At 70.3% G+C, this 16,158-nt stretch carries 11 protein-coding genes; 7 read left to right on the top strand and 4 right to left on the bottom strand.

Going from position 1 to position 16,158, the window contains the following annotated elements; genetic code table 11:
- Positions 1-21 precede the first annotated feature (21 nt).
- From HZZ10_RS01780 to HZZ10_RS01770, 3 genes are all read left to right on the top strand, one after another.
- Complete coding sequence (locus HZZ10_RS01780) at positions 22-1,860, top strand: ABC transporter ATP-binding protein (RefSeq protein WP_179912184.1); 1,839 nt, start codon at positions 22-24, stop codon at positions 1,858-1,860.
- Positions 1,857-3,599: an ABC transporter ATP-binding protein gene (locus HZZ10_RS01775; RefSeq protein ID WP_056128866.1), complete on the top strand. Its 1,743-nt coding sequence runs from the start codon at positions 1,857-1,859 to the stop codon at positions 3,597-3,599. The genes HZZ10_RS01780 and HZZ10_RS01775 overlap by 4 nt, the downstream gene beginning before the upstream one ends.
- 226 nt (positions 3,600-3,825) lie before the next feature.
- Complete coding sequence (locus HZZ10_RS01770; protein WP_056128864.1) at positions 3,826-4,509, top strand: YceI family protein; 684 nt, start codon at positions 3,826-3,828, stop codon at positions 4,507-4,509.
- A 169-nt stretch (positions 4,510-4,678) separates the two neighbouring features.
- Here HZZ10_RS01770 and HZZ10_RS01765 read toward each other — a convergent pair whose 3' ends face one another.
- The 3 genes from HZZ10_RS01765 to HZZ10_RS01755 all read right to left on the bottom strand — a co-directional run bounded on the left by HZZ10_RS01765 (position 4,679) and on the right by HZZ10_RS01755 (position 7,386).
- Positions 4,679-5,560: an SURF1 family protein gene (locus HZZ10_RS01765; RefSeq protein ID WP_308507457.1), complete on the bottom strand. Its 882-nt coding sequence runs from the start codon at positions 5,558-5,560 to the stop codon at positions 4,679-4,681.
- Between the two features lie 93 nt (positions 5,561-5,653).
- Positions 5,654-6,391 (bottom strand): ABC transporter permease, encoded by a 738-nt coding sequence (locus HZZ10_RS01760; RefSeq protein WP_179912183.1) that lies wholly within the window; start codon positions 6,389-6,391, stop codon positions 5,654-5,656.
- Positions 6,388-7,386: an ABC transporter ATP-binding protein gene (locus tag HZZ10_RS01755; protein WP_179912182.1), complete on the bottom strand. Its 999-nt coding sequence runs from the start codon at positions 7,384-7,386 to the stop codon at positions 6,388-6,390. Before HZZ10_RS01755 ends, HZZ10_RS01760 begins: the two co-directional genes overlap by 4 nt.
- Positions 7,387-7,504: 118 nt before the next feature.
- Between HZZ10_RS01755 and HZZ10_RS01750 the strand changes: the two genes are divergently transcribed.
- The 4 genes from HZZ10_RS01750 to HZZ10_RS01735 all read left to right on the top strand — a co-directional run bounded on the left by HZZ10_RS01750 (position 7,505) and on the right by HZZ10_RS01735 (position 14,527).
- Entirely contained in the window at positions 7,505-8,485 is a 981-nt protein-coding gene (locus HZZ10_RS01750) for a TetR/AcrR family transcriptional regulator (protein ID WP_179912181.1), read from the top strand.
- A 101-nt stretch (positions 8,486-8,586) separates the two neighbouring features.
- Positions 8,587-11,103 carry a phosphoketolase family protein gene (locus HZZ10_RS01745; RefSeq protein WP_179912180.1) on the top strand — a complete coding sequence of 839 codons (2,517 nt, stop codon included), beginning with the start codon at positions 8,587-8,589 and terminating at the stop codon, positions 11,101-11,103.
- On the top strand, positions 11,100-13,301 hold the full coding sequence (pta, locus tag HZZ10_RS01740) for a phosphate acetyltransferase (RefSeq protein WP_179912179.1): 2,202 nt from the start codon (positions 11,100-11,102) through the stop codon (positions 13,299-13,301). The genes HZZ10_RS01745 and pta overlap by 4 nt, the downstream gene beginning before the upstream one ends.
- Positions 13,298-14,527 carry an acetate/propionate family kinase gene (locus HZZ10_RS01735; protein ID WP_056128854.1) on the top strand — a complete coding sequence of 410 codons (1,230 nt, stop codon included), beginning with the start codon at positions 13,298-13,300 and terminating at the stop codon, positions 14,525-14,527. The genes pta and HZZ10_RS01735 overlap by 4 nt, the downstream gene beginning before the upstream one ends.
- Positions 14,528-14,730: 203 nt before the next feature.
- Here the strand turns inward: HZZ10_RS01735 and HZZ10_RS01730 are convergent.
- Positions 14,731-16,158 (bottom strand): UDP-glucose dehydrogenase family protein (locus tag HZZ10_RS01730; RefSeq protein ID WP_179912178.1); only part of this gene is annotated, 1,428 nt, incomplete at its 5' end.

The following is a 16,158-nucleotide window of genomic DNA, read 5'->3' as shown; positions in this document are numbered from 1 at the left end:
CGGTGCCAGACCCTAATGTTAATGACCGTGCGTTCCCTTCCCCTCACCGACCTCGGCCGACCTCCGCTCACCTCACCCGGCGCCTTCCTCGCATGGCAGTCCCGCCGCCAGATCGACGTGCTCTCCATGTCGGTCTTCCTCGGGATCCTCACCTTCCTGTCGCAGGCGGTGACACCCTTCGTCCTCGGGCGAGCCCTCGACGAGGGATTGCAGCAGGGCCTGAGCACGGCGTTGCTCGGATGGGCCGCGATCATGCTCGGCGCCGGTGTCGTCCAGGTGGTCGCCGGAGGCATCGGGCACCGCTACGACGTGCAGAACTGGCTCCGCGCAGCCTTCGCCGTCTCCCAGCTCGTGGGCGACAAGATCAGCCGCAGCGGCGACGCCGTCACCGAGGACATCCCGACGGGTGAGGTCGTCTCGACCGTCGCGACAGACTCCGGCCGGGTGGGCGAGTTCTACTTCAACCTCGCGCGCTTCGTCGGGTCGGTCGTCGCGTACGCGGTCGTCGCCGTCCTCATGCTCACGACCTCGCTCCAGCTGGGGCTGGTCGTGGTCGTCGGGCTGCCTGCTGTCGCCGCGATCCTCGGGCTGCTGGTCAAGCCGCTCCAGGCCCGCCAGGCTGCCCAGCGCGAGGCCTCGGGCCGGCTCACCACCCTCGGCGCGGACACCGTCTCGGGTCTGCGCATCCTGCGCGGCATCGGCGGCGAGGGCGCCTTCACCGACAGGTACCGCGCCCAGTCCCAGCGGGTCCGCCAGGCCGCGGTCCGCGTCGCCACGACGCAGTCCTACCTCGATGCGCTCCAGGTGCTGCTGCCCGGCCTCTTCGTCGCGCTCGTGCTGTGGCTCAGCGCCACGAAGGCCATCGAGGGCGAGATCACCGCAGGGCAGCTCGTGACCTTCTACGGCTACGCGGCCTTCCTCACGTGGCCGATGCAGAACCTCACGCAGACCCTGCAGATCACCACCCGGGCCTTCGTGTCGGTCCGCAAGATCATCACGGTGCTCAAGGTCGAGGCGGCCGCGGGCGCCGGCACAGCGACTGACGAGGCACCCGCTACGACCGAGCCGCTGCACGACGTCACGACAGGCGTCACTCTCGAGCCTGGACGGATCGTCGCGCTCGTCAGTGCCGACCCCGACGACTCGGCGAAGGTCGCGACCCGCATGGGCCGCTTCAACGACGACCTCGAGGCCGGCACGCCGGTGCTCCTCGGCGACGTGCCCCTGCGCGACGTCGACAAGACGGCCCTGCGCGACCGCGTGGTCGTCGCCGAGGCCACGTCCCACCTGTTCTCCGGTGTGCTGCGCGACGAGCTCGACGTGCGGGACCGCGCGACCGACGACGAGATCTACGCGGCGCTCACGGTCGCCGACGCGCACGACGTCCTCGAGTCCACACCAGGTGGCCTCACGGGCGAGCTCCCCGAGAAGGGCCGCTCGCTCTCCGGCGGGCAGCGTCAGCGTGTCGCGCTGGCCCGTGCCCTGCTCACCGAGGCCGAGTACCTGCTGCTCGTCGAGCCGACGAGCGCCGTCGACGCGCACACCGAGGCGCGCATCGCCGAGCGGCTCGTCGCCGCCCGGGCGGGCCGCTCGACCCTCGTGGTCACCGCCAGCCCGCTCGTGCTCGACCACGTCGACGAGATCCTCGTCCTGCACGAGGACGAGGTGATCGTCCGCGGCTCGCACCGTGAGCTGCTCGACGGCGTCGGCCCCGAGTACGACCACTACAGGTCGGTCGTCGGACGGTCGCTGGCCGAAGAGCCCGCGTCCGAGAAACCCGCAGCCGGCGACGCCTCACGGATCGACAGCACATCCACCAGCACGACCACCGACGACTCCACCCAGGAGGTGACCCGATGACCAGCACGACGCTCCCGATCGCCGACGGCACGACAGTCCGGCGGCACACCGCGATGCTGCTGCGCCAGAACAAGGGCCCCCTCGCCGGGGTCGTCAGCCTGCACACCGTCGCGGCCCTCGTCGGCCTCGTCGGTCCGCTGCTCCTCGGACGGCTGGTCGACGAGGTCACGAACGGCGCGACGCAGTCCTTCGTCAACAACACCGTCCTGTTCCTCGTGGTCGCCGTCGTCGCGCAGAGCGTCGTCATCCGCTTCGCCCAGCGCAACGCGATGATCTTCGGCGAGACGGTGTTCGCCGACCTCCGCGAAGACTTCCTCGCGACGGTCACCGAGCTCCCGCTCTCGACCGTCGAGCGGTCTGGGACCGGTGACCTCGTCGGTCGCACGACCAACGACGTCGACCGCATCCAGCACTCCGTGCGCTTCGGCGTGCCGCGGATCCTCGTGGCGAGCGTGACGATCCTCCTGACGATCGTCGCGGCCTTCGTCACGGCGCCGCTCGTGGCGATCGCGATGCTCGTCGGCTTCCCGATCATCTTCTTCATCGGTCGCTGGTACCTCGCCCGCGCGACCCCCGCCTACCAGCGGGAGTCGGCCGCGTACGCGACCCTCAACGGCACCATCACGGAGTCGGTCGAGGGCACCCGGACCGTGGACGCGCTCGGCCTCGGCCAGCGGCGCCGCGACAAGGTCCGCAAGGACCTCCAGGAGGCCTTCGCCGCCGAGAAGAAGACCCTGAACCTGCGCACCGTGCTCATCCCGGGCATGGACGCCGCCTTCGTCATCGGGCCGATCGCCGTGCTCCTGTGGGGCGCGTACCTGCTCGAGCAGGGTCACGTCACCCTCGGTGCCGTCACCACGGTCGTCCTCTACTCGACCCAGCTGGTCGGCCCCGTGTGGGAGCTCATCTTCTGGCTGGACGAGATCCAGGTCGCGGCGGCCTCGCTCGCCCGCATCATCGGTGTCGGGCTGGTCGAGCGCGACCGTGAGCAGGGCGAGCGCGTGCCGACCGACGAGCACATCGTCGCGACAGGTGTCGAGTACGCGTACAGGCCAGGGCACAACGTGCTGCACGGCATCGACCTCGACCTCGCCGTCGGCGAGCGGCTCGCCGTCGTCGGCCCGTCGGGTGCTGGCAAGTCGACGCTCGGCCGCATGCTCGCCGGCATCCACCCTCCCACCGGAGGATCGGTCCGGGTGGGCGGGGTGCCGCTCGTGGAGCTGCCGCTCGAGGACCTGCGCAGCCACGTCGCGCTCGTCACCCAGGAGCACCACGTGTTCGTCGGGACCCTCGCCGAGAACCTGCGGCTGGCCGACGCCGGCGCGGACGACGCGAAGCTCCTCGAGGCGCTCGCCGCCGTCGACGCGAAGTCGTGGGTCGAGGCTCTCGACCTCGGGCTCGAGACGGAGGTCGGCTCGGGCGGTCACGTGCTCACCCCCGCGCAGGCGCAGCAGGTCGCGCTCGCGCGGCTCGTGCTGCTCGACCCGCACACGTTGATCCTCGACGAGGCGACCAGCCTGCTCGACCCACGGGCAGCCCGGCACCTCGAGCGCTCGCTCAACGCCGTGCTGACGGGCCGGACCGTCGTCGCGATCGCCCACCGCCTGCACACCGCGCACGACGCCGACAGGGTCGCCGTGGTCGACGGCGGGCTCATCACCGAGATCGGGCCGCACGACGAGCTCGTCGCGGCCGACGGCGAGTACGCACGGCTCTGGCACAGCTGGCAGCAGGCGTAGCGGCGAGGACGACGAGCACTGCTCGCTGGTCCGAGCGGAGGGTTGGCCGCGGGTACTCGCGGCAGCAGCCCGAGCACGAGCAGCAGCAGCAGCAGCAGCACGATCAGCATGGTCTGAGGGCCGTCCCGGGGAATCCTGGGGCGGCCCTCAGGGCTTTCCCAGGGTCGTCTGGGTTACTTGAAGGGTCAGTCATTTCCGCCGCACCCCTCACGACGGGACTCCCCCCATGAAGAAGAAGCTCATCATCGCGGTCATCGCCCTGGTCGTGGTCGTCGCCGCAGTCGTCGGCGGCACCGCGCTCTACGCCAAGATCGAGAACGACAAGGCCCCCGAAGAGCTCGGCCTCTCGACCCCGACGGCCTCGGCCAGCACCGGGACCGGTGAGACCGCCGACCCGGCCGACCTCGCGGGAGACTGGACCATCGCGGACGGCTCGCAGGCCGGCTACCGCGTGGACGAGGTCCTCAACGGTCAGGACGTCACAGTCGTCGGTCGCACCGAGGACGTAGACGGCACCCTCACCATCGACGGCACCGAGCTCAGCGCCGCCGACATCACCGTCTCGATGACGACTGTCGCGACCGACAACAGCAACCGCGACAGCCAGTTCCTGGACATCCTCAAGACCGCCGAGAACCCCACCTCGACCTTCACGCTGACCGAGCCCGTCGACATCTCGGCAGTGAGCTCGGGCGTCGCGTCGGTCCAGGCCGTCGGTGACCTCACGATCGCCGGCGTCACCAAGAGCGTCACGGTCGCCCTCGAGGCGCAGACCACCGCCGACGGCGTCGAGGTCTCGGGCACCATCCCGGTCACCTTCTCCGACTTCGGCGTCGACGCCCCCGACCTCGGGTTCGTCAAGGTCGAGGACAGCGGGACCGTCGAGATGCTGCTGCAGCTCACGAAGTAGCAGGTCACAGAGCAGCGGCTCACGAGGTAGCAACCCGACAGACGACGGCCCGGCTCTGGCGCACTGCGCCGATCCGGGCCGTCGTGCGCGGAGGGACACCTTCTCTGACTGCGGCAGGGCAGGCTTTCGTCCGCGTCAGGCGTCCACCGACATCAGGCTGCTGGCTAGGTCAGGCTTCTGCCTCGGCGCGGGCGAGCGCGCCGAAGGGGTCTTCGTCTGCGCTCTTCTCCTCACCACGGGTCTCGTCCCGGACCAGCCGCAACCAGAGCAGCACCGCGAACCCGCCGAAGATCCACCACTGCAGGGCGTAGAAGAGGTTCTGCAGGTTCAGCCCGTCGCCGCCCTCGATGCTGGGCCTGTCCAGCAGGACGATCGCATCGGCCTGGGACGGCTGCGAGGACGACACCACGAGGTACCCGGAGTAGATCGGTCCGCCCCAGACGTTGGCGAGCGAGGCCGAGCTGATCGAGTCGGTCCGGCCGAGCACCGAGGACCCCTGCCCGAGGGCCTCGGAGGCCTGCAGGTACCCCACGAGCCGGACCGTGCCGGCAGGCTCGGCGAGGTCCGACGCGTCGACGTCGGGGTCGCTGCCGTCGGTGGTCGCCGGGACCCAGCCCCGCACCACGGGCAGGACCGGAGCACCGGAGAGGTCCGCCCACGAGGCGCCACCGGTCCCGTCCTCGGAGACCCGCATCGCCGTGAGCACCAAGAACCCGGGCTCGCCGTCGTGCGCGCGACCCTCGACGAGCATCTGCGTGCCGGGCACGTACTCACCCTCGACCCACGCCTGGCGACCCACGAGGTCGCCGGGGAAGGTCGACTGCGGCTCGAGGAGCGCCCCGAGCCCTTCGGGCCCCTGGTTCTGCGCCTCGGCCGCGGCCTGCCTGTCGGCGAGGTCGCCGCGCTCGTGCGCCCGGTCCAGCTGCCACACGCCGAGGCGTGCGCAGACCGCTGCAACGAGCAGGAAGAGGAGGAGCAGCCCGATCATCCGCGGTCGCAGCGCGACCGAGACCATCGAGGGTCGCACAGGGGGGTCGGACGGGTTCGGCACGCGCCCAGGCTACCTCGCGCCCCTGGGAGGGCTGAGCCGGTCGGCTCGCCCCGTGAGGGGCGAGCCGACCGACCGCTCCCCTGCAGAGCGCAGCTACCCCCGGCGCCGCAGCGCTGCCCCGGTGAGCGCGACGCAGCCCGCGCACCAGGCGATCAGCACGAGCAGCGGACCTGTCTCGATCGTGAAGCTCGACCCGGCCAGCCCAGACCTGATCAGCTGGGCCATCGGCTCGATCGGCAGCACGGCGTGGACCGACGCGAGCCAGGACGGGAACTGCTCGGCCGGGACGGAGACCGGCGAGAAGAGCAGGATGACGAAGACGACGAGCTGGGTGAACAGCATCGCGAGCGACGGCGGCAGCAGCGCTGCGACCGTGTAGCCGATGGCGGCAGCCGTGAGCGAGACGAGCAGGGCCGCAGGCAGCACCCACCACGAGACGTCGAGCGAGATGTCGTAGCGCAGCACCCCGACGAACACCGCGAGCACGGTGCCGGGCAGCGCCACGAGGGTCCACACGGTGAGGTCGGCCGCGAGGAAGACGAGCCGCGGGACCGGGAGCGTCATGAGCCACTGCGCGCTGCCCTCGGTCTTGGCCTGCGCGAGCATCTGCGGCGCCATGACCAGACCGATGACGATCAACGTGATGGTCGGTGCCCCGGTGGCGAGGTAGAGCGCGGCGTCACCCTCGAGGTCGCCCATGAGGATGCCGAAGCCGAGCACGGTCCCCACGGCGAGGGCTCCCTGCACGACGACGAGGAGCGGCAGGTAGACAGACTGGCGTCGGAGCTGCCACTGGGTGAGCAGACCGTACTGCTGCAGGACGGTGGTCATCGGAGGGTTCCTTCGGTGGTGTCGGCATCGTGCCCGGCAGGGACGGGTGCGTGGGTGGAAGTCTCGCCGGCAGCACCGACGAGCTCGACGTAGACGTCTTCGAGCGACGCCGGGGTGACCGAGTAGCGGTCGAGGTCGCCGCGGTCGACGGCGTCCTGCGCCCAGGCGACAGCCTCTGCGGCGCGCGCCGCAGGCACAGACGCACGGGCACGCAGCCCGTCGTGGCCCGTCTCGGTCGCGCACGGCGGCCACGCCACGGTCCGCCCGGGTGGGAGGTCGACGTCGAGCTGGAGCGTGGAGCGCAACGGGTGGGTCAGCTCGGCGACGGTCCCGTGGGCGATCACCCGTCCCCGGTCGAGGATGACGAGGTCGTCGACCGCGTGCTCGGCCTCGCGCACGTTGTGGGTCACGAGCAGGACCCCGGCGCCGTCGTCGGCCAGTGCCTTGATCTGGGTCCACAGGAGGCGACGCCGGACGGGGTCCACGTCGTTGGTGGGCTCGTCGAGGATCACCAGACGCCCGGGGACGACGGCCGTCATCGCGAAGGCGGTGAGCCTGGCGACTCCCCCGGAGACCTTGTGCGCCGGGGTCGAGGCCCACTGACCGAGGTCGAGCGCCTCGATGAGACCGTCCGTCCGCCGGGCGACGTCGCGTCTGGCACCACCCCGGATCCGGCCGACCAGCTCGATCGCCGTGCGCGGGGTGAGCCCGGTGATGGGGACGTTCGCCTGAGCCTGGACGCTGATCTCCCGGCGGGTGCGCTCGGGGTGCGCGACGACGTCGTGACCGACCACCCGGAGCGAGCCGGAGTCGGGCAGCAGCAGCCCTGCCACCTGGTTCACCAGGGTGGTCTTGCCTGCGCCGTTGTGGCCGAGCAGACCGACGACAGCCCCCTCGGGCACGGTCAGGCTGACGCCGTCGTTGGCGCGCAGGGGCCGCCTGCCTCCGAAGGTCTTGGTGACGTCGGCGACGTCGAGTGCGGGTACCGCGGTCATGATCGTCCTCTCGTGGGGATCCAGGTCGAATACCTTTCGGTATCCGGGATACCGATGCGTATGTACCGGACCGTATCAGAGTCGAGTACTGCTGGGTATCTCTCTGTAGACTCATCAGATGGCATCCCACGAGACCCCGCGCAGGCGCACGTCCCAGCGCTCGCCCTCCGACGGCGACGCAGGCGGGCGCACAGGCAAGGGCAAGGGGAAGGAGGCGCCGGCCGACGACTCCTCCTCGAGGTCAGGCAGCCAGAACCCAGCGGTCGCCCTCGCCGCGCAGGCTCTCGCCGAGGCCACGGCCGCCCTCGGCGAGGCGCTGCGGTCGGCGACCTCAGATGCCGTCGGGGCCGTCGAGGGCGACCTCGCGCAGACCCTGCGCTCAGCCGCCGCGAACGTCGAGAACGTCGCCTCGAAGTTCACCCGACGCTCGAACCGGTCCGACCGCACCCGGGCCGACCTGCTCGCGGCAGCCGTCGACCTCTTCGCGAGCCGGGGCTACGGGGCCACGTCGGTCGAAGACGTCGCAGCAGCCGCCGGCTACACCAAGGGAGCCGTCTACTCCCGCTTCCCGTCGAAGTCCGACCTCTTCCTCGGGATCTTCCGGGAGCACCTCGACCGTGCGCCGGGTGACCCCGGTCCCCTCGACATGCCCGCCCAGGCCCCGAGCAGCGAGGAGCACCTTGCGCTGCTGCGCGAGTCGCGGACGGACCCGCGCCTCACGCTCAGCTCCGAGCTGGCGACCTTCGGGCTGCGCAACCCCGAGCACCGGGCCGAGGCAGGCGCGCTCTACGCCCGACTGCTCGACGAGTCGGTCGACGCGCTGCTGGCCGAGGAGGGCCGGCTCGCCGACGAGGCCGGAGCCTCCCGACCTGCGGGCACTCCTGAGGAGCGCAGGGCAGCCCGCGAGCGCCTGCTGGTCGCGAGCGCGGTCACCCACCACCTGAGCATGCTCAACGCGCTCGGTGTCGCGGGTGTCGACGACGAGACCTGGTTGCGCCTGGTCCGTGGGGTGTGGCCCGTGCAGGGACCAAGGTCCGGTACCGAGAACACCGGCGGGACCTCCGGTGACGGAACTCACGGCACAGACGAAAGCCGCTAGCACGGACCGAACTCCCGATCTCACACCAAAGACCTAGTGCGCGCAGACCGCGGATGCGGTTACATGAAAGCGTTCACCCATCACTTCGGTTGGAGATCGTCATGACACGTTCTGCTCTTGGTGGTACACCCCACGCAGAGGTCCGGTCCTCCTCGTCCGACGCCTGGCGCTCGCGACCCGACACGCCTCTCGACGACGAGACGCTCGAGCGCATCCACGGGTGGTGGCGGGCTGCCAACTACCTGTCGATCGGTCAGATCTACCTGCTGTCCAACCCCCTCATGCGCACCGAGCTGACCCGCGACGACGTCAAGCCGCGCCTCCTCGGCCACTGGGGCACGACCCCCGGTCTGAACTTCCTCTACGCCCACCTCAACCGGGCGATCGCCGAGCGCAACCTGTCGACCATGTACGTCACCGGCCCGGGCCACGGCGGCCCGGGGCTCGTCGCGAACTCCTACCTCGAGGGCACGTACACCGAGACCTACCCGGACATCACCCAGGACGACGAGGGCCTGCGCAGGCTGTTCCGCCAGTTCTCCTTCCCGGGTGGGATCCCCAGCCACGTGGCCCCCGAGACCCCGGGCTCGATCCACGAGGGTGGCGAGCTCGGCTACGCGCTGTCCCACGCCTACGGCGCGGCCTTCGACAACCCCGACCTGCTGGTCGCGGCCGTGGTCGGCGACGGCGAGGCCGAGACTGGCCCGCTCGCGACCAGCTGGCACTCCAACAAGTTCGTCAACCCGGCCCAGGACGGCGTCGTCCTGCCGATCCTGCACCTCAACGGCTACAAGATCGCCAACCCGACGGTGCTCGCCCGGATCTCCGACGACGAGCTCGAGTCGCTCATGGTCGGCTACGGGCACAAGCCCTACGTCTTCGTCGGAGGCTTCGACGACGAAGACCCGGTGTCGATCCACCGCCGCTTCGCCGAGCTGCTCGACGAGGCCCTCGACGACATCGTCGAGATCAAGGCCCGTGCCGCGGGTGGGGACACCGCCCGTCCGATGTGGCCGATGATCGTCTTCCGCACCCCCAAGGGCTGGACCTGCCCGCCCGAGATCGACGGCAAGAAGACCGAGGGCTCGTGGCGCGCCCACCAGGTGCCGCTCGCCTCGGCCCGGGACACGCCCGAGCACCTCGAGGTGCTGCGCGGCTGGCTCGAGTCCTACAAGGCCGACGAGCTCTTCGATGACAGCGGCCGCCTCGTCGCCGACGTCGCCTCCCTCGCCCCCGAGGGCGAGCTGCGGATGAGCGCTAACCCGCACACCAACGGCGGTCTGCTGCTCAAAGACCTCCGCCTGCCCGACTTCCGGGACTTCGCGGTCGACGTGCCCACCCCGGGTGGCTCCATCAGCGAGGCGACCCGTGTGCTCGGCGCCTGGCTGACCGAGGTGGTCCGCCTCAACCCCGAGAACTTCCGCATCTTCGGTCCGGACGAGACGGCGTCGAACAGGCTGCAGCCCGTCTTCGACGTGACCGACAAGCAGTGGAACGCGGCGACGATCCCCGACGACCTCGACGACCACCTCGCCCGCGCCGGCCGCGTCATGGAGATGCTCTCCGAGCACCAGTGCCAGGGTTGGCTCGAGGGATACCTGCTCACGGGCCGCCACGGGCTGTTCAACTGCTACGAGGCGTTCATCCACATCATCGACTCGATGTTCAACCAGCACGCCAAGTGGCTGAAGATCACCCGTGAGATCCCGTGGCGCCAGCCGATGGCCTCGCTCAACTACCTGCTGTCGAGCCACGTGTGGCGCCAGGACCACAACGGCTTCTCGCACCAGGACCCGGGCTTCATCGACCACGTGGTGAACAAGAAGGCCGAGGTCGTCCGCGTCTACCTGCCGCCGGACGCCAACACCCTGCTCTCGACCTACGACCACTGCCTGCGCAGCCGCGACTACGTCAACGTGGTCGTGGCGGGCAAGCAGCCGGCCCCGAACTTCCTCTCGATGGACGAGGCCGTCGCGCACTGCACGCGCGGCCTGGGCATCTGGGACTGGGCCGGCAGCGAGGTCGCCGGGGAGGACCCCGACGTCGTGCTCGGCTGCGCGGGCGACGTCCCGACCCTCGAGGTCCTCGCGGCGGCGGACCTGCTCCGCCAGCACCTGCCCGAGCTCAAGGTCCGCGTGGTCAACGTCGTCGACCTCATGCGTCTGCAGGACGAGAAGGAGCACCCGCACGGGCTCTCCGACCGCGACTTCGACACCCTCTTCACGACCACCAAGCCTGTCGTGTTCGCCTACCACGGCTACCCGTGGCTCATCCACCGCCTCACCTACCGCCGCGCCGGGCACAACAACATCCACGTGCGCGGCTACAAGGAAGAGGGCACCACGACCACACCGTTCGACATGGTCATGCTCAACGACCTCGACCGGTTCCACCTCGTCATGGACGTCATCGACCAGGTCCCGCACCTGGGCAGCCGGGCCGCCGTGCTCCGGCAGGAGATGTCCGACGCGCGCCTGCGGGCGCGGCAGTACACCCGAGACCACGGGGAAGACCTCCCCGAGGTCCGCGACTGGGTGTGGCCCGACGCGGGCGACACCGCGACCCAGGTGGGCGGGCCACAGGCCGCCACCGTTTCCACTGGAGGCGACAACGAGTGAGCTCCTCCGCTCGCAGCATCTTCATCACGTCCCCCGAGGGTGAGACCGGCAAGTCCACGGTCGCCCTCGGGGTTCTCGACCTCCTCACGCGCCGCGTGCAGCGGGTCGGTGTGTTCCGTCCGGTCACCCGGACGGGGCACACCGCCCGCGGCGCGGCCGCGTCGGCCGAGGGGGCAGAGCGCGACTACGTCGTCGAGCTGCTCCTGGCCCACGACGGCGTCGACCTCACCTACGAGGAGTGCGTCGGCGTCACGTACGACGACCTGCACGACGACCCCGAGGCGGCGCTGTCGCAGATCGTCACGAAGTACCACGAGGTCGAGAAGAAGTGCGACCTCGTGGTGATCGTCGGGACCGACTACACCGACGTCACCGGGCCGACCGAGCTGGCCTTCAACGCCCGGATCGCCGCCAACCTCGGCGCCCCCGTGCTGCTCGTGCTCTCGGGCAAGGACCGCTCCCCCGCCGGGATCCGGCAGATGAGCGAGGTCTCGGTCTCCGAGCTCCAGTCCAACCACGCGCAGGTCATCGGTGTGGTGGCGAACCGTTGCTTCCCCGACGACCTCGAGGCCATCCGCGCCGAGTTCGCCGGCGAGACGCTGCCCGTCTGGACCATGCCGGACGACCCCTTCCTCGTCGCACCGACAGTCGGACAGCTCATGGGAGCCGTCGGCGGTCGCCTGCTCCTGGGCGAGGAGGCGCTCCTCGGCCGCGAGGTGCTCGACGTCCTCGTCGGAGCCATGAACTTCGAGAACCTGCTCGACAGGCTCGCCGACGGCGCCGTGGTCATCACCCCCGGTGACCGCACCGACGTGCTGCTCGGCCTCCTCACCGCGCAGACCGCCAAGAACTTCCCGTCGCTCGCCGGCATCATCCTCAACGGAGGCTTCCTGCCGCCCGACGCCGTGAGCCGCCTCATCGCGGACCTCGACCCGAGCGTCCCGATCATCCAGACGGACCTCGGGACCTTCCGCTCGGCGAGCGCCGCCGCGTCTGCCCGCGGTCGCGTCACCAAGGACTCCCAGCGCAAGGTCGACACGGCCCTCGCCCTCTTCGAGCAGAACGTCGACGCGGCCTCGCTGCTCGCGAGCCTCGACGTCGAGCGTCCCGAGGTCGTCACCCCGCTGATGTTCGAGTACGAGCTGCTCAACAGGGCCCGCGCCGACCGCAAGCACATCGTGCTGCCCGAGGGCACCGACGACCGCATCCTGCGCGCAGCCTCGACGCTCCTGCAGCGCCAGGTCGCGCACCTGACGATCCTCGGCGACGAGGAGTCGATCCGGGCCCGCGCCGTCGAGCTCGGTCTGGACATCTCCGAGGCGAAGGTCATCGACCCGCACACGGGCGACCTGCACGAAGAGTTCGCCCAGGCGTACACGGTCATGCGCGCCCACAAGGGCATGACCGTCGACCGCGCCCGCGAGATCGTCAGCTCGGTCTCGTACTTCGGCACGATGATGGTCCAGCTCGGCTACGCCGACGGCATGGTGTCGGGCGCTGCCCACACGACAGCGCACACCATCCGCCCGGCCTTCGAGATCATCAAGACCGTCCCGAACGTCTCGGTGGTCTCGTCGGTGTTCATCATGTGCCTCGAAGACCGCGTCCTCGTCTACGGCGACTGCGCCGTCAACCCGGACCCGACGGCGGAGCAGCTCGCCGACATCGCGATCTCCTCGGCTGCGACTGCCGTGCAGTTCGGCGTCGAGCCCCGTATCGCGATGCTCTCCTACTCGACGGGCGAGTCCGGCTCGGGCGCGGACGTCGACAAGGTGCGCGCCGCCACGGCCCTCGTCCGCGAGCGCCGCCCGGACCTCTTCGTCGAGGGCCCGATCCAGTACGACGCGGCGGTCGACGCCTCCGTCGCCGCCTCGAAGATGCCCGACTCGGCCGTCGCCGGCCGCGCGACCGTCTTCGTGTTCCCCGACCTCAACACCGGGAACAACACGTACAAGGCCGTGCAGCGCTCGGCCGGGGCGATCGCCGTCGGACCTGTCCTGCAGGGCCTGAGGATGCCCGTCAACGACCTGTCCCGCGGGGCGCTCGTGCAAGACATCGTCAACACCGTCGCGATCACCGCGATCCAGGCGCAGGCGCTCTCGGCCGAGAAGGCCCGCGCCGCCGAGGAGGCGGCAGCCGCCGCACCGACCCCCGAGCCCGCCACGGGCTCTCACGAAGCTGGAGCACACACCGCATGAACCCGACGTCAGACGAGCGCCCCCGCGCCACCTCGAGCGTCCTCGTCATCAACGCCGGCTCCTCGTCGGTGAAGTACCAGCTGGTCGACCCCACCGGCGGCGAGGCGATCGCCTCGGGCATCGTCGAGAAGATCGGCTCGTCCGAGGGCTCGGTCTCGCACAAGTTCGAGGGCACCAAGACCCAGCGCACGGTCGACGTGCCCGACCACGGTGCCGCGCTGCGCGTCGTGCTCGACCTCTTCTCCGAGATCGGCCCGAGCCTGGCCGACGCGAACGTCGTCGCTGTCGGGCACCGTGTCGTCCAGGGCGGCAGCCTGTTCTCGGGCCCCGTCGTGATCGACGATGCGATCGTCGAGGACATCCGCGGTCTCATCCCGCTCGCGCCCCTGCACAACCCTGGGCACGTGCGCGGCATCGAGGTCGCCCGGGCACTGTTCCCGGACGTCCCGCACGTGGCCGTCTTCGACACCGCGTTCTTCCAGACGCTCCCCGAGGCCGCGTACACCTACGCGATCGACGCCGAGGTGGCCCGCGCGCACGGTGTGCGCCGCTACGGCTTCCACGGCACCAGCCACGAGTACGTGTCGAAGGAGGTCGCGCGGGTCCTCGACCGTCCGCTCGAAGACCTCAACACCATCGTGCTGCACCTCGGCAACGGTGCATCGGCGTCGGCCGTGCGCGGTGGGGTGGCAGTCGAGACCTCGATGGGTCTCACGCCGCTCGAGGGCCTGGTCATGGGCACCCGCTCGGGGGACATCGACCCGGCGATCGTCTTCCACCTGCACCGCAACGCCGGCATGTCGATCGACGAGATCGACGACTTGCTCAACAAGCGCTCGGGCATCCTCGGCCTCGCCGGGGACAACGACTTCCGCACCCTGCACGAGCTCGTCGCAGCAGGTCACGAGGGCGCTCGCCTGGCCCTCGACGTGTACGTGCACAGGCTGAAGAAGTACATCGGCTCGTACCTCGCGGTCCTCGGCCGCGTCGACGTCATCGCCTTCACCGCCGGCGTCGGCGAGAACGACGAGATCGTGCGTCGCCTCGTCATGCGTGGTCTCACGGACCTCGGCATCGAGATCGACGAGGTCGTCAACGACGTCCGCTCCCCCGAGGCGCGGACCATCTCGCCCGAGGGCACGAAGATCCGCGTGATGATCGTCCCGACGAACGAAGAGCTCGCGATCGCCCGCCAGAGCCTCGAGATCGTCGGCGCGCAGGGCTGAGCACAGGTCTGAGCACAGGTCTGAGCACGGGCCTGCGCACGGTCCTGAGCACGACGACAAGACGTCAGGTGCGCACCTTCTCGGGGGTGCGCACCTGACGTCGTCCTGGGGGTAGACCCTGCTCAGGCTGTCAGCACGACGGATCGTCAGTACTCAGGACCGTCAGCACAGGGGCTCGAGGCGGCCGTGACCGGACCTCGTCGTCAGCAGGGCAGGTCGGCCGACTTGTCGACGACACGGCCGGCAGCCTGCGACCGGTTGCTCACCACGACCGGGACGGGCACCGGTGCGGTGTGCGGACGTCCGAGCGCCCAGTAGTCCCAGCCGGCTGCCCGGAACCTGTCGGCGTCGAGGGCGTTGCGGGTGTCGACCACGGTGCGGGTCCGGACCTGGGCTCCCATCTGCGCGGGGTCCGCGGTCCGGAACTCCTGCCACTCGGTCAGCAGGACCGTGACCTCCGCGCCTGCGAGCGCCTGGTCGAGGCTCGCCGCGTACTCCAGGTCGGGATACACACGGTGCGCGTTGACCGACGCCTCGGGGTCGTAGACCGAGACGATCGCGCCCTCGAGGTAGAGCATCCGGGCGACGTCGAGAGCCGGGGCGTCCCGGACGTCGTCGGAGTCGGGCTTGAAGGCCGCACCGAGGGCTGCGACCCTCACCCCCATGAGGTCTCCGCCGGCCACCTGCCGGATGAGCGCGACGGTCCGCAGGCGCCTGCGGACGTTGATCGCGTCGACCTCACCGAGGAAGGCGACCGCCTCGCCGATCCCGAGCTCTTCAGCACGGTGCTTGAAGGAGCGGATGTCCTTGGGCAGGCACCCTCCGCCAAAACCGAGGCCGGGCTTGAGGAACTTGGAGCCGATGCGCTCGTCGAGACCCAGTGCCTCCGCCAGCCGGATGACGTCGGCCCCCGTGGCCTCGCACACCTCGGACATCGCGTTGATGTACGAGATCTTCGTGGCGAGGAAGGAGTTGGCTGCCGACTTCACGAGCTCGGCCGTCGCGAGGTCCGTGACGATGAGCGGCGTGCCCTCGGCGAGGATCGGCTCGAAGGCCGCCCGCAGACGGTCTTCGGCCCACGCAGACGTGACGCCGAAGACGAGCCTGTCCGGGTGCAGGGTGTCCTGGACCGCGAAGCCCTCGCGCAGGAACTCGGGGTTCCAGGCGACCTCGAGCTCGGCCCCCAGGGGCGAGATCTCCTGGACCAGGGTGGTGAGGCGCTCAGCCGTGCCGATCGGCACAGTCGACTTCCCGACGAGCAGCACCTTGCGGGTGATGCGGCGGGCGAGCTCGGTGAAGGCCGAGTCGACGAACCGCAGGTCCGCCGCCTCCGAGCCCATCTGCTGGGGTGTGCCGACGCACACGAAGTGCACGTCGCCGAACTCCGCGGCCTCGTCGAGGTCTGTCGTGAAGCGCAGCCGTCCGCTCGCGAGAGCCTCGTCGAGCTTCTCGGGCAGGCCAGGCTCGAAGAACGGCACGGTGCCCTCGTTGAGCAGGTCGACCTTGCGCTGGTCGATGTCGACTCCGAGGACCTCGAAGCCGAGGTAGGCCATGGCGACGGCGTGGGTGGCACCGAGATATCCCGTACCGATCACGGTGAGGCGGGGGGCACGCTCGGGGCTGGGTGAGGC

The organism is Sanguibacter inulinus (assembly GCF_013415325.1).
In the GTDB taxonomy this organism is placed as follows: domain Bacteria; phylum Actinomycetota; class Actinomycetes; order Actinomycetales; family Cellulomonadaceae; genus Sanguibacter; species Sanguibacter inulinus.
Note: the sequence above shows the minus strand (reverse complement) of the source record. Positions and strands in the feature narration are given on the sequence as shown.